At 47.0% G+C, this 15068-nt stretch carries 15 protein-coding genes; 8 read left to right on the top strand and 7 right to left on the bottom strand.

The annotated features are described in order from the left end of the window. Positions 1-85: 85 nt before the first annotated feature. Both ytzI and ACN9MT_RS05115 read left to right on the top strand, forming a co-directional pair. Positions 86-259, top strand: coding sequence for a YtzI protein (gene ytzI, locus ACN9MT_RS05120; RefSeq protein ID WP_023467656.1), 174 nt, complete (start codon positions 86-88; stop codon positions 257-259). Between the two features lie 133 nt (positions 260-392). Beyond that, the gene (locus ACN9MT_RS05115) at positions 393-944 is read left to right on the top strand and encodes a hypothetical protein (protein ID WP_368915693.1); all 552 of its coding nucleotides are present in this window, start codon (positions 393-395) and stop codon (positions 942-944) included. A gap of 53 nt (positions 945-997) precedes the next feature. Here ACN9MT_RS05115 and ACN9MT_RS05110 read toward each other — a convergent pair whose 3' ends face one another. Further along, a complete protein-coding gene (locus ACN9MT_RS05110) occupies positions 998-1582 on the bottom strand; it encodes a YdcF family protein (protein WP_426272901.1) in 585 nt (194 codons plus the stop codon). Positions 1583-1731: 149 nt separating this feature from the next. Beyond that, a complete protein-coding gene (locus ACN9MT_RS05105; RefSeq protein WP_290749088.1) occupies positions 1732-2556 on the bottom strand; it encodes an endonuclease I family protein in 825 nt (274 codons plus the stop codon). Between the two features lie 355 nt (positions 2557-2911). On the opposite strand from ACN9MT_RS05105, the gene amyS reads away from it, so the two are divergent. Continuing rightward, complete coding sequence (amyS, locus tag ACN9MT_RS05100) at positions 2912-4435, top strand: alpha-amylase (protein WP_426273463.1); 1524 nt, start codon at positions 2912-2914, stop codon at positions 4433-4435. 46 nt (positions 4436-4481) lie between these two features. Here amyS and ACN9MT_RS05095 read toward each other — a convergent pair whose 3' ends face one another. Continuing rightward, complete coding sequence (locus ACN9MT_RS05095; RefSeq protein WP_426272900.1) at positions 4482-5096, bottom strand: NAD(P)-dependent oxidoreductase; 615 nt, start codon at positions 5094-5096, stop codon at positions 4482-4484. Between the two features lie 296 nt (positions 5097-5392). On the opposite strand from ACN9MT_RS05095, the gene ACN9MT_RS05090 reads away from it, so the two are divergent. The 5 genes from ACN9MT_RS05090 (at position 5393) to ACN9MT_RS05070 (ending at position 10595) form a co-directional block, all read left to right on the top strand. Next, positions 5393-6316 carry an AAA family ATPase gene (locus ACN9MT_RS05090; RefSeq protein ID WP_426272899.1) on the top strand — a complete coding sequence of 308 codons (924 nt, stop codon included), beginning with the start codon at positions 5393-5395 and terminating at the stop codon, positions 6314-6316. A gap of 6 nt (positions 6317-6322) precedes the next feature. Then, complete coding sequence (locus tag ACN9MT_RS05085) at positions 6323-7390, top strand: DUF58 domain-containing protein (protein WP_290772679.1); 1068 nt, start codon at positions 6323-6325, stop codon at positions 7388-7390. 29 nt (positions 7391-7419) lie between these two features. Then, complete coding sequence (locus ACN9MT_RS05080) at positions 7420-8280, top strand: ABC transporter permease subunit (RefSeq protein WP_426272898.1); 861 nt, start codon at positions 7420-7422, stop codon at positions 8278-8280. After that, on the top strand, positions 8280-9308 hold the full coding sequence (locus tag ACN9MT_RS05075) for an ABC transporter permease (RefSeq protein ID WP_426272897.1): 1029 nt from the start codon (positions 8280-8282) through the stop codon (positions 9306-9308). Before ACN9MT_RS05080 ends, ACN9MT_RS05075 begins: the two co-directional genes overlap by 1 nt. 114 nt (positions 9309-9422) lie before the next feature. After that, positions 9423-10595 (top strand): MFS transporter, encoded by a 1173-nt coding sequence (locus ACN9MT_RS05070; RefSeq protein WP_426272896.1) that lies wholly within the window; start codon positions 9423-9425, stop codon positions 10593-10595. Positions 10596-10647: 52 nt separating this feature from the next. Here the strand turns inward: ACN9MT_RS05070 and ACN9MT_RS05065 are convergent, their stop codons facing one another. The 4 genes from ACN9MT_RS05065 to ACN9MT_RS05050 form a co-directional block, all read right to left on the bottom strand. Further along, entirely contained in the window at positions 10648-11598 is a 951-nt protein-coding gene (locus ACN9MT_RS05065; protein WP_426272895.1) for a hypothetical protein, read from the bottom strand. Between the two features lie 225 nt (positions 11599-11823). Further along, positions 11824-13221 carry a sensor histidine kinase gene (locus ACN9MT_RS05060; protein WP_426272894.1) on the bottom strand — a complete coding sequence of 466 codons (1398 nt, stop codon included), beginning with the start codon at positions 13219-13221 and terminating at the stop codon, positions 11824-11826. Between the two features lie 51 nt (positions 13222-13272). Continuing rightward, entirely contained in the window at positions 13273-14379 is a 1107-nt protein-coding gene (locus ACN9MT_RS05055) for a HAMP domain-containing protein (RefSeq protein ID WP_426272893.1), read from the bottom strand. A gap of 207 nt (positions 14380-14586) precedes the next feature. Then, entirely contained in the window at positions 14587-15039 is a 453-nt protein-coding gene (locus ACN9MT_RS05050; protein WP_368915681.1) for a hypothetical protein, read from the bottom strand. Between the last annotated feature and the right edge of the window lie 29 nt (positions 15040-15068).

The raw sequence follows: 15068 nt of genomic DNA, 5'->3' as shown, positions 1-15068 counted from the left end.
AGTTTAGCACACAACCTACAATTTCGTTTAGACGGATGCTGCTTTTTCCGTCATACTAGAAAGTGAATGAAAGGAGGAGTGGACTATGTGGCTATATGTCGTCTCCATTCTCATCATCGTATTCGTCTTGGTCGCCTCGATCATTGTCATTTCAAAAGGATATGGCTATAAGGGCAACAAGGACGATATCGAAATCGATTATGATGAAATCAACCGAAAACTTCGTCACGAAAATGATGATGATTCATCCAACAAATGAACCTCTAAGACCATCATATCACGGTGGTCTTTTTAAATTCATTTCAAATACATGTTTTTTTTAGATGTTTTTGATTTGCTCACAAGGGTATATCCATATCATGGTTAAATACTATCTCAAGGGAGTGTTTATTATGGAACCGAATCTTCAACATGATCCACACGCAACGCACGCAGAACATCCGAATCGTCAGTTTGATCAGGAGGAATCATCAGGTCGTCAAGTTAATCTTGTCACAGGGATGTTAATCGGTGCCCTTGTCGGCGGACTATTGACGCTACTTAGTTCTTCGTCCCGTCAAAACACGAAACAAAGCTTACGTGGTGCGAAGGATTCCGTCTCGACACTCGCGTCTTCCATCAAGGAAGATCCGTCGGGCAAAGCGTCGCAAGTTATCAATCAGGTAAAGAGTGCTTCAAGTATCATCCAAGAAGTGGCGTCTGACGTTCAAAACGTCTATGACAAAGTGAACACAGAACTTGAAACAGTGAAGTCTGATGCTTCGACTGTGAAAGATACAGTCAATGAGACAAAAGGTGACCTGAGTTCTATCAGCAATAAAGTCGTCGAAGCGAAAGATGTCGCACTTGGCAAAGAAGAACCACCTGCTGAGCACGATGCTTCTAATCAACAAGCAAATGATTCTCAATCTTCTGAGGAAAAAAATAAAGGTGAAGGCATCTAATCGTTTGGTGTACTTCTTCATTCTCCCCGATGTGTTCAACACGTCGGGGTTTTTTAACGTAGGAATTGAACAAGAATCGCGACGCGTTCACGCATCCCGAAACGAAGGACACCTGAAAGGGGTGTCTCTGCCGGAATCGCGTCCGTCTGTAACCCCAGTTGTTTCGCCTCTTTTCGAGCGCGGTACAGATGAAAATCTGACGTGACAATTGAGACACGTCGGACATTCTTTGGTAATAAGTCTTTTGAATACTGTAGATTTTCCGTCGTCGATGTCGAACTGGACTCAAGAACCAGTCGCTCCGCTTCAATGCCAGACGCCACCATTCCGCGTCGCATCGCTTCTGCTTCCGAGATATCCTCATCCGGTCCTTGTCCACCACTCAAGATGAAGCGGACATTCGGGTGTTGTTTCCCATATGCGGCTGCCGCCTGAATCCGATTATGTAAGATTTGCGACGGTTTCTCCCCTTTGACACCTGCGCCAAGAACGATGACATACGGCGACGACCCATCCGCAAGTGGTCGTTCTCCTCTGTTGACGAAAATCCCGACACTGTACCAGAAGGCGACACAAGCGACGAGTCCTCCACCAACCATCCATTTGATATTTCGTTTGTTGAACGTGCGTTTAATCATACCGTACGACCTTTCTGCTAAAAAATGGTTTACGGTATGCTGTACGAATGATGCTTGCAAAAAGTTTCAACCTGACGGGCTTTACCTCCAAAAAAATGCGATCTTCTCTGAATCGAGAACATCGCATTTTCCTATTGATTGACTCGTCATCAATTTCCCCAAATTGATGTCACGTATTCCGGATGATCAATGAATGGATTCCGGTTTTTTTGCCACTTCTCGAAGATGACGTCGTTACGACGCATTTCGAAGCTATCGACTGGATCAAGCTTATTCCATGCTTTCAGCGTCGATAATTTTCCATGTAATGGGTTCGTTCCATTGTTGACGTTTTCTGAGGCTTCGAGATCGATTTCTCCGCCACCTTCGTAACGAACTGCCATGTAGAAGATCATCCGCGCGATGTCACCTTTGACTCGGTTCGGTGGTTCCCACGAATCGCCATCACGGTAGCAATCGCATCCACTATATTTCGTACCGCCATTGTCGAAATCAAGATTCCCACGTGCGCTGTTGACGACGACATCTTCCGGACGCAAATGATGCAAGTCTGTTCCCGGTCCGTTCGTCGTACCAAAGTCACCGTGCGACTTTGCCCAGACGTGTTCCCGGTTCCATTGACCGACATTTCCACCATTGCTGCTTTTCGCAATCGATTTCCCCGTGTATAACTCGATAACGTTGTTCGCATTGTTTGGATCTTGATCCGTTTCTTTCAGTGCTGTCCATACTGTGTCGTATGACACTTGTGTATGGTTGTCGATGATATCGTGCAGCGATGCCTTCAACGCTGCCCCTGTCTTTCCTGCTGCCGGTAGATAGTACGCATCGATCGTCGATTGAGATGTAACCATCTGCGGACCTGCCGCTACTTGTTTTGGATCGACTGTTTTTGCAGTGACCGGCGTAAAGACGATTGACCCGAGCGCAAGTGTTGCAGCAAGTGCACCTGTGACCTTTGACTTCCAGTTCATGCGTGTTCCCCCTCGATTGGTATGTATGAAAACGGATGTTACACGCTCATTTTCACATCGAATCCATTCATGGTGGAAGATGGACGATAGACCTGCTTTTTTGAAGATGAGTCGTCGTTCAGATTTTTTATCGAAAGACAACGGTTAGATGGTCCTGATTTTTTTCGTCCAAGACATTAATTGCATCAAAATAATTCTTCGAAAGAAATATTCTAGGGTCAAAAGTCACGAACGAAAGACACTGACAAATAAGAATCCGGGACGATATTCCTTTCCTCTAAGGCTTCACTATAATGAATCATGCAAGCGTTTTCATAAATCATAAGGAGGTCTTTTTGTGAAACAAAAAGGATGGATTTTAGCAACCGTCGCTTCAGTTGCATTTTTAGCGCCACTTGCGCAACCGATTGCAGTAGGTGCAACAGCTGACAATGGTACGATGATGCAGTACTTCGAATGGTATGTACCAAATGACGGTAACCATTGGAATCGTCTCGGAAGTGACGCGACGAAACTGGATCAGCTCGGTATTACATCAGTCTGGATTCCACCTGCCTACAAAGGAACTTCACAAAGCGATGTCGGCTACGGTGCCTACGACCTATACGATTTAGGTGAGTTCAACCAAAAAGGAACAGTCCGCACGAAATACGGAACAAAAACGCAATTAAAAACAGCGATCGGACAACTGCATACCGCTGGAATCGATGTGTACGGGGATGTCGTCATGAACCATAAAGGTGGTGCTGATTTTACCGAAGCCGTTACGGCAGTCGAAGTCAATCCGAGCAACCGCAATCAGGAAGTCTCGGGCGATTATCAAATCCAGGCGTGGACGGGCTTCAATTTTGCAACACGAAATAACCTCTACTCGAACTTCAAGTGGAAATGGTATCATTTCGACGGCACGGATTGGGATCAATCGCGTTCAAAGAGCGCCATCTATAAGTTCCGTGGTACCGGTAAAGCTTGGGATACGGATGTTTCAACTGAAAATGGCAACTACGATTACTTGATGTACGCAGATCTCGATTTTGATCACCCGGAAGTTCAACAAGAAATGAAGAACTGGGGAAAATGGTACGTCAATGAGCTTGGTCTTGATGGGTTCCGTCTCGATGCCGTCAAACATATCAAACATGGTTACTTAGCGGACTGGCTCGCGAACGTTCGTCAGACAACGGGCAAACCGCTATTCACAGTCGCCGAGTACTGGCAGAACGATCTCGGCACTTTACAAAACTACTTAAGCCGGACGAATTACCAACAATCCGTCTTTGATGCCCCGCTTCATTATAAATTCGAGCAAGCAAGTAAAGGTGGCGGATACTACGACATGCGGACGATCTTTGACGGAACACTCGTCAAGAGTAATCCAGTCCAAGCCGTGACACTCGTCGAAAACCATGACTCGCAACCTGGACAATCGCTTGAATCAACAGTTCAACCATGGTTCAAACCACTCGCCTACGCGATGATCCTGACCCGTGAACAAGGCTATCCATCCGTCTTCTACGGTGATTACTATGGCACAAAAGGCACGTCGACCCGCGAAATTCCAGCACTCGCTTCGAAGATTGATCCGTTGCTCAAAGCACGGAAGGACTTCGCGTTCGGAAAACAAAACGATTATCTCGATAACCAAGACATCATCGGTTGGACACGTGAAGGTGTCTCGGATCGGGCAAAATCCGGTCTTGCAACAATCCTCTCAGACGGCCCTGGCGGTAGCAAATGGATGTACGTCGGCCTTCAGAACAAAGGAGAAGTCTGGACGGATATCACTGGAAACAACACGGCATCGGTCACGATCAATCAAGATGGCTACGGTCAATTCTTCGTTAATGGTGGTTCGGTTTCCGTCTATCGTCAACAATAATCACGTAAAAAGGTCTCTTCCGTATGACGGGCGAGACCTTTCTTCTTCATTCAGCGAGACCGACACTCGACTTGATGTGATCTTCTGTCTCGATCGCCTGTAAAAGGAAATGTGCCACATCTGCACGATTGATTTGTTTCGCATCTTCCGGTACACCTGTATCCGCTTGGCGATAGAGTCCGGTTAACGGACCGTTCAGTAAACGGAGTGGACGGGCTACCGTATAGTCAAGATTCGCCTGCTGGAGGAGTGAAATCGCTTGACGGTGATCTTTTAATGGATTCTTCAGAATCCGCTGAGCGAGCATCCCTTGCACACCCGGTAATTCATCATCGACACCGGCAGACGCGACATAACCGATCCGCTCTATCCCCTGTTTCTTCATCGCTGTCACGATCCGGACGAGACTTCGTTCTAAAAAACCACTATACGCAAGACTCTCCGTACCGAGTGCTGTCAGGACAGCATCTTGTCCGGCAACAGCAGCTGTTACCGCTTCTTGATCGAGCACGTCGCCCTTTACGACTCGTAACCGTTCGTCATGTAGTGTCAGTTTTTCTGGACTGCGGACGAATGCTGTGACCTCATGCCCGTGATCAATCGCCTGTTTGACTAGTTCTTGTCCAGTTTGACCAGTCGCTCCAAAAATAATCAGTTTCATACGAAACATCCTTTCTCTTTCAAGATCCACTGATTCAATCATACCCTTACCACTTGAAAATGAATCGTCTCACCTTGTCTTTATTTTCAGAAAATTATTTTTATTTGTTAACACAGTATGCTAAAATCTTCCTAAGTACATATGGATATTTTTTCCTTAAACAACTGAATCATCGTTCTTAAAAAATCACCCTATCTTTATACATCAGATGTGTCTTCACGTGTTCGCGATCTCGTGATCCGCTTTGAACAACAATTAGCACACTACTCAACCATTTAACTTTGGAGGGATTTCCTATGAAACTACAACAATTAAAAGATCAACTCAATTCCATCTATCTCGGTAAACCGGACGTCATCGATCTTTGTCTGACGGCACTCATCGCAGAAGGACATATTCTATTAGAAGATGTACCGGGAACAGGGAAAACGATGCTCGCCAAAGCGCTCGCTCAGAGCTTTGAAAGTGCCTTCTCGCGGATTCAGTTTACGGCGGATTTGCTTCCGTCCGATGTCATCGGTTCGGATTTCTTCAACTTAAAGACACAGGAGTTCGAGAATAAACACGGTCCATTGTTCGCGAACGTCGTCTTGATTGATGAGATCAACCGTGCTGTTCCGCGGACACAATCGGCATTGCTTGAAGCGATGGAAGAACGTCAAGTCTCGATCGGTGGAACGACCTATCAGATGCCCGCCCCATTTTTCGTCATCGCGACACAAAACCCGATCGAGTCAGCAGGAACGTTCCCATTACCGGACGCCCAACTCGACCGGTTCATGGTCGCAATTGAAGTCGGTTATCCGGATTTCGAGAACGAACGGCGCTTATTGTCTGAGATTCTGACGAACGTCCGTCGATCAGCTGTCGGCATCGCGTCAGGCGGTGACTTGATTTCCTGGCAGGAAGAGGCACGCCGCGTCCATGCATCACAAGACGTGCTCGATTACTTGCTCCATATCGTCCAAGCGACACGAAACCATGAACTCATTGAAGTCGGCGTCAGTCCGCGTGGAGCGATTGCATTACTTCGCGCCTCGCAAAGCTACGCGTTCTTGAATCAACGCGACTTCATCATCCCGGAAGATATCAAATATCTTGCAAAACACGTCCTGTCTCATCGCCTGACACTGACACTTGAAGGTGGAATCAAGACGACGAAAGCGGCTGTCTTGACGCATATTCTGGACGACGTGCCGGTTCCGGTCGAGATGGGGTGACGAATCATGCAGATTGAACGTTCCGTCCCGTTTTGGCTTGAACGCCGACTCTTTCCACTGTACGTCGCGATGACGTTCATCTTCCTCTTCATTCCACGTCTGTCGATCCTCGGTTTTCTGTTCGCCGCCTTGGCGACGATTCATTTCGTCGTCGGTCGAACAGAAAAACAGCTCCGACGGGACGTGGCAATCGAATGGAAGCATTATGAAGCATTGATGTTCAACCAAGAACAGACATCGCTCCATCTACAAGTCTTCGGTGTCGAATCTTTAAGTCAGCTCGGACTCGAAGCGACGCTTCGTTTGCATACGGATGGTGGGGTCATCTTCCCGGAGATGGACCCGCTGCACCCGGCGACGTTTCATGCGGTGATTGACTCTGAAGACGCGGTAACAATACCGATTCAGACGGTTCGCCGCGGACCGGCGGAGTTCGATGAGATCATCTTGACGATTCGTTTGCCTTGGAAGATGGGCGTCTATCTCTTTACGTTCGATACGTATCCGTCGTTTACAGTCTTACCGTCCTTGACGGCGCAGGCGACGCCGCTTCTTTTACAGCGTTTACGGATCGGCGACCGACCAGATCGGTACTCGCCACTTAAGAACAAGCTCGTTCAGCTTGGTGCAAAACCCTATACGGCAGAACCGTCAAAAGAGATTGATTGGTATGCGACAGCGAAGACCGGTCGATTGCAGGCAAAAGTGTTCGAAACAAGCAATCAGGATACGTTTACGATTGCCTTGAATTTATCGGCACCAAGCGGTTACGGGCTCCATCAACAATTCGAGACATTCATCGAACAAGCAGCGTTCCTGATCAGTGAATTAATCAAGGAAGGCTGCAAGATCGAACTATTTCTCAATCGTCTCGACGGAGCGAACCGAATGACGCATCTTTCGCTACAAGAAGGCCAACCACAATTAAAGCATGTCTTAATGACCCTCTCGACGGTCTCGACGCGTGATTCGTTCATCGCGACGCAACATTTCGAACGCTACGTGCTTCGCCGTAAGCATATGAATAGTCAGTTGATTCAAATTGGGAATGACCGGATCCTCGCCATCGGTTGAGGACCCTAAAGAAAGGAGTTTCTCACTTCATGGCTTTTATCGCCCGAAAATCGATGCAGCTCATCGTGGCTTTTTTTGTCTTGATTGCGATCAGCGCCCTTCCGGCGCTCGTCGCACAAATGAAATTCAATCCAGCAAGCTACATAGAAGGTCTGAAACAGCAATTCGTTCAACTAGCAAAGCTTAATGAGATCACTTATTTTAATGTGTCTGCTCAAAAAGAAGTCTTATTACTCCCTTCTTTACAGCCCTATATTCAAGAGACGTTGATCATCTTTACAATAGCAATGATCGTTTCCGCGATCAGTGCGATTCTTTACGCCTATCTGTTTTATCGAAGTGGTCAACGAACACGGACACTATTGAAACAGGCGACACGCACACTTGAGATGGTTCCAGACTTATTTTGGATCATTTTTTCGCAATTCCTTGTCATCTATTTATTCAAAATGACAGGATATAGCAAAATCGAGATTGCAGGAACATATGCTGACTCGATTCGTTTCTTACCGATTACCACCTTAACGCTGACAACATTATTTTTCTTTATCAAATGGCTGACGACACAAGTACTGGAACAAGAATCTGCACCGTTCCTTGAACTCGCAAGGGCAAAAGGTATTCAGCCAACCGCTCTTTTCTGGAAACATTTACTTCCGACGATGGTCTATCGGTTTTATATATTTTTCAGAGCCAATATTATTACAATTCTATCAAGTTTGTTAATCATTGAGTACACTTTTCAGGTCCAAGGCCTGTTTCGTTTCGTTCTTCAATTTGGGCAAATGCCGATTTTAATGGTCGTCTTGTTCTTAATCTATTTACCAATCTTCATCATGGATTTACTTGCAGAATGGTTGATCCCGAACGCCTGGAAAGGAGGGATTTGATGCGTCGCACCCTAATGCGAGATCCTGTCTTCTGGCTATGTCTATTTTTGCCCACCGTTTTACTGATCCTAAGTTTCGGAAATACGATCTTACGTGATGGTCAAGTTGATCAAATCTCGAATCGTTACGCTGAAGATGGCACATTTCTTGCTACGTCTCCCTTAAAACCGTCAAGTGATCAATGGCTCGGTACAGACCGCTCTGGCTATGACCTCTTTCAATTGATGATTGAAGGATTTAAATGGACAGCCGGTATTTGCATGATTGTTGCGCTCGGTCGAATGTTTCTTTCGCTAGTGATCGCAATTCCGCTAGCTTTCCGAACTGCTCGCGTCAATCGATACTTAAAACTTGTTTTTGATGGGTTTTTAGTTTTACCGCTCTCTCTTGTCGCGTTGCTCATTTTGCTTCCATCACTTACGTTCTTTGATTCGACTGCTATCCCACCACTTTTTGATCGTGTATCGTTTGAATTGATCGTCTTGATTTTGCTTGGTCTCCCCTCTTTATCGCTTTATCTGATTGCTGAGACCCGCCAGTTACTTAGTCAAGAGTTCATGATTGTCGCCCAGACGCTTGGTGGTAGTCCATGGCATCGGTTCAGACGCCATATTTTGCCACACCTCATTCCGACGTTGATGATCGTCTTCATGCAACAATTCATCCAAACGCTAATGTTGCTGATCCATTTATCGCTCTTAGGTATTTTCTTCGCCGGAACAGTTAATTTACATGTAGGAACTGCTCCAACGATCTTTGAATGGTCATCGATGTTTGGCTATTACTACAATCAGTTTTCGGCGACGTCGTGGCTCAACCATATGTTCCTCGTTCCACTGATTGGACTAGCATTAGTCGTCTTTTTCAGCAATCTATTCATGAGTCGACTCGAACGGGCTTTCCGATTCCGCCAGCAACTAAAACCAATCAAGCTATCGGCATCTCGTGCTCAAGACGAAGCTGCCGCGACATCGATGGTTGATTCCTTTACACTCGTTGCCCGGAACTCCCGTCACGATTCTGATTGACAATCCATTTTTTTCCTCTTACACTAGAAAAAAACACGAAATGAGGGCGTCCAATGTAAGTCATTCTGAATTCTCACTCCTAATTAAATACGTACGATATGGAGGTCATTCAGAATGAACCGGTTTACGCTTTTATTGGTCAGTCAATGGATTGCGAATGCGGGAGATGCGCTCTATATCGTCTCCCTGATCGCGATGATCTATCAAACGACAGGGCAAGCGAGTCTCTCTGCCCTGTTTCCTGTTCTCGTCACAGCAGGCATGACAGGAAGCGGCTTCTTATTCGTCCAAGTCGCTCAACGTGTTCCCCATGCCTCGTTGTTGTTCGGCAGTCAACTCCTCAAGACGATTCTATTAGGCATCATCTGGGGATTTAATTTACCACTGCCACTTATCCTCGCACTCGTTGGATGTATCGCTTTCTTCGACGGATTTGCTCGTCCGATCGAAAGTGCCTTCATCCCTCGACTGTGTCAGGATGTCCAAAAAGCTAACAGTCTCGTACAAGGTTCGAATCAAGTGATTCAGCTCATCATGTGGCCGCTTGGTGCCATTCTGGTCAGCCTGTTATCGCCTCTTTCCGTCTTGTCCGTCTCAGCTGCTCTGTTTTTAGGTGCGAGTCTCATCAGCTATCTGTTCTATCGAAGCGTCCGCTCTCTCCCCGACCCTTCGATGGAAGGGGAAGACGTCTCCTTCCGGTCGAGTATTCGCTACACGCGAACGCATCCTTTCGCGAAAGCCAACACGTATCTCGTCGGAATCGATGCGTTCGTCAGTACGGCTTGGATTTCTGCTCTGTTCCTCGTCTACATCGATACACATTTCCAGCTATCGGAACGCTGGTGGGGCATTCTAAATGCCTTCTATCTGCTGAGCATGATCGCCGGCAGTTACATGATGTTACGCCGTCGTGGAACGCGTTCGTTGCTTTATCGAAGTATCGGCTTTTCGATTGCTGCGACCTTCTTGTTCGCTTTCGCTCCAATCGTCACACTTGCCGTGATCGCTTGTCTGTTCCAAGGGTTTGCAAGTCAAGTCCGAGCGATTGAGCTGAATACGTTGTTGCAGACGACGACACCACTCGAACGGTTACCGTATGTCTATAGCGTACAACAAACCGTGTATGCACTCTGCTTCTGTCTCGGTAGTCTATTGTTCGGATGGCTTGCCGATGTGTTTGCGATCGAGCTTGTCTATGCGCTCGCAGGAGCCCTCTCCTTATTAATGTGGCAACCAGCTCGCCAGCTATTAGCACGTTCCTCTCAGGAGCAACGACACGTGTCGTAATAAATGACAGTCAAAAGGACAAAGGTCAATGCACCTTTGTCCTTTTTTTGATTCAGTTCTGACGCGTGCGCGTCACACTATACAACAGAAGCAACATAAGTGAGACGAGACCGAGCGCGGCATAGGTCATCTGAAGCGAGAAGACACGTTCGACGAAGACGAATAGCGTACCGGTTCCAAGCACAGCTAAACGTTCAATGACTGAGATCAGCGATGTAAACGTTGCGCGTCCATTTGTCGGCGCAATATCTTGGATAACAGTGGTCACATAAGGCTCAGCCCAGCCGTAACACAAGTACAGTGTACCGAGTAACCCGATACTGACGAGCGGAGAGGCAACCGACAATCCGACAAGACACACGATATAGATCATCGCCCATCCGACGGGCGATCGAAACTGTGATAAGGATGCACCGATCGCTTGCATGACTTGGAAGAACACGAAGACGAATCCGAAATGGACCATCGGTATCGTTTGATCCCGTAGATAGAGTTGCCAAAACTCATCAACGAAATCAATCGTCGCCCCGTATAACAAGACAAGACAAAGAATTCGGACGTAGACGCGTCGAAACGAGAGTCCTATTAGCAATGTCTTCAACGAACTCGTCTCTCCGTCTTGTTCTCGCGCTGCTTCCTTTAAGAAAAACGTCAGGAGTACTGTTCCGAGCAAAACCCACCAGGACACGTGATAGTGCCAGATCAAGTCTACCGATCGCACGGCGTAACTCCCGACGAGTGCCGCAAGTCCAGACGTCAACAAACCACCGATTGAAATCACTCGCCAGACCGTCTCGAATCGCTCTTCTCTCTTATGCATTCGCAATGTTTCATAGACGTGGGCTTCAAGCAACACCGTAAACGATAACCACTCACATACGAAACCAGCCAGAATAAACGGCTTTCTACCCCACCGGTCGGATAACAAACCGAACGGAACCTCACCAATCAATATGACCCAAGCAAAGATGATCTCTGCGATGACGACATCGGCAATACTCATCCCGCGGTCTTCCCAGTAAAAGCGTTCAATCACATAAGCTGGAATAAACGAACTACTGGCTTCAATCAGGATCCAAAGAATGAGTGATCGTCGGACTTAACAAGGCCATCTGCTTCGCCGCATCTCCTCACTTCCTTTCTGTTTGATAGTAATCAGTTCCCGTTTTGCAGATGAAACCAACAAAAAAACGTTCTTTGATTTTTCAATCAAAGAACGTTTTTGACATCAACAGTCCTCTACCGATTCCGTGACCGGGACGACAGACTGGACGATCGGTAGTTCGACGATGAACGCCGACCCGACACCTTCCGTTGATTCGACATGAATCATTCCTTCGTGCGAACGAACGATTTCCTGACAAATCGCAAGACCGAGACCCGTACCACCGATTTTTCGACTATCTGAATTATCGACTCGATAAAACTTGCTGAACAGTTGTGGTAGCGCGTGACGCGGAATACCGATTCCTTCGTCTTCGATCTTTAGCTGAACACGATCATCGACTTGACGCATCGTAATCGTGATCTGACCACCATCCGGTGAATACTTAATCGCATTGTTGATTAGATTCGTGAACAGCTGGCGCATTTTTTGTTCGTCGGCATGAATCCGCCCCGTCGTCGTTTCTTCAAAATCAAGGACTAGCTCGTGATCTTTTGCCGAAGCCGTATGGAACTCGACCGTTTCCTGAATGACTTTCGTCAAATCAAGCGGTTTGAAATCATATTGTTGCTGACTCGATTCCATGCGTTGGACATCAAGGAAGTCGTTGACGAGGTTCGTCAGCCGTTCGGTTTCCGCATGAATCGTCTCGAGATACCGTTGACGTTTTGATTCCTGGACGTCGCGCGCAAGCATCAATTCCGTGTAGCCGTAAATCGAGGCAAGCGGTGTCCGCAACTCATGCGATACGGTCGAGACGAATTCCGATTTCATCCGGTCGATCGCTGTCTCTGCCGTCACGTCACGTAAGACGAGCATCGTGCCACGGAAACAGCCACCATAATGAATTTCCTCTGCATATAACGTGACGAATCGCTCTTCCTTATTTAAGGACAACGCCAAACTCTCCGTCGGAATTTCCTGGTTGCAGACATGATCCATGTAGGTTAAGAACGCCTCATGTTGATCAACCTGTACTGCCAACTCTTCGATTTTGACGTCGAGCGTCATCAATCCTTCTTCCGCCACTTGATCGTGCGCCGGATGATGGAACAAAGCGAGCAATGGTTTATTGGCAAAAATCGTCTCTCCTTCGATATAGATGACCGCTTCCCGAATCGAATGGAGAAGTTTTGACGTCTTTTCCCGTTCTCGTTCGACTTCTTCGAAGACGCGCATCCGGAGCAAGGAGAGTGCCAATTGACGGGAGAACGACCAGATTTCGTTCGTCTGGTCTTCTGTAAAAGCATCCCGGTAACGGACGAGATAAATGCTTGCAATCATCGTATTCGACGCTGGATCCATCACTGGTACGACGATTTCGTACATCGTGTACGGATACGGGAGCGGATGATGACTCGCGACTTGTTTCGTCGAGCGAACGGCGCGTTTGTTTAGACGTGCGCGTTCGAGTAATGACGTCGAAGCATGTAATAACTGGTGTTCCTGAATTGGCGTCATCCCGTACGAAACGAGATCCGTGTAACGGTCCTGCTCGAGGAAGACAATTGCTCAGAGCTCCGCATCAGTGATCGTGATCAATTTTTCGATGATCGCCGGATATGCCGTCAACGTTTCGCGAGACGCAAGTGTCTCGGTCAACTCATTGCGATAACGCAAATGGGTCTCGTTACGTAACGTGATGTCGAGTGCTTCTTCGAGTTCTTCCTGTTGCGATTGAAGTTCTTCTTGCTGGGCAATTAATTCTTCCTGTTGACTTTGTAGTTCATCGTTGCTTGCGACAAGTTGATGTTTTTGCCCCGAAATGGCGGCTGCCATCTGATTGAACGTCGTCGTCAACTCACCGATCTCATCTTGATGATTCGTGATGACGATCGGCGTCGCATCCTCACCTTTAGCGAGTCGTCCACTTTCCCGGTTCAACTGACGCAACTGACGCGTCAAGCGGCGGACGAATGGTCGGACGAAAATGAGAGTGATCAATAAGAGGATTGCGATATTGACAGCTCCGAGAATTTGCGACGAGTTCACTTGTTTACCAAGTCGCTCTTGCGCTGCCATCTCTTGATCGTTTAAAGAATTACGATATTTCGTGAAGACCGTCTCCATATCAACGATACTTGAACTCATATCAGCTGCACTCTTCGTCTTGATGTTGAACTTCCGCTGTGGATCGAGTGGTTTTGATTTCGTAACCTTTCCAAGCGTCGGCATCTTCAAGAACGGCTCCGTCACTTTGCCGTCTTTTTTCGCTGCGACATAATTGACGAGGCTCGGCATGACGCGTTGGGTATACGCTGTATAGAGTTCCCGTGCGTCTGTTGCATACTGTCGTTCTTCTTTGAAGCGTGCATTGCGCTCGAACCAAGTCGTTTGTTGATTGATGTCATTTTTCTTTGCTTCGATTTCTTTTAACATCTCTTCGTCACCAAGCAAGACGAAGCCACGCATCTCGTACTGCATGCTTTGCCACGACTCATATAAATCCGTCGCCCGTGTCCGATGTTCGTTTAACATCTTTAATTCTTGTCGTGATTCATCCACCTGTTGTTTCGTATATAGGTAGACACCACCTGTCGTTAGCAGCAGTGTCAGAAAAATCACATAAAACGCAGACATGATTTGCCGTCCAATCGTTCGATTCAGCCATGTTTTCATTGGAGGAATTCAACTCCTTTCCCTTTATCCTTCTCCAGCAACAAAGGTATTCCCGTCCATTCATTGTAAACTTTTTTCAATCGATACACAGCATTCTGCTCAAAAAGATTTCAATTTCATACAACTTTAATCTAAATCGTTGTATATGACAATTAGATGTCACGATTCGATCGTTTTCAACAAAAAAAGAGCCCCTGAGGACCCTTTTTAATGATGATGGTGATGGCTATGACTATGACTCCGGACCGGCTGTTCGTCCGCTAAATGATCCGCATCCAAAATGCCGAGCCGTAAGTATTGGGCGACGACTTGTTTTTTCGTCGTTTCGGAAATCTGATCTGTTCCCTGAATGAGCCTTAAGATACCGGTCGCAATCCGGAACGGTTCGAGATTCGTCTTTTCCACCGGAAAACTTGTCAACGTTTCTAAGTAAGCGAAGTAATTCAGTGCATCCGATTCATTCGGACTGACGAGACGCGCCGCATGCTCGCGCAGTTGTTGCGTCAATGAATTCGTTGAGATTCCCTTTGAGGCTGCAGAGATGACTCCGAACAGAATGAACCCGATGATGAGAATAAAAAATCCGACCATGAAAATCGGCATGCCCGAGAAGAAGCCGTCGCCTCCCAATTCGCTTTCCATGAATGCTACTGTAAACATGATGAACCCTCCAATTGAACAGTATGATG

This window comes from Exiguobacterium sp. R-17 (assembly GCF_049913315.1).
In the GTDB taxonomy this organism is placed as follows: domain Bacteria; phylum Bacillota; class Bacilli; order Exiguobacteriales; family Exiguobacteriaceae; genus Exiguobacterium_A.
The sequence above is the reverse complement of the archived record's forward strand: the minus strand, read 5'-3'. Positions and strand labels throughout refer to the sequence as shown.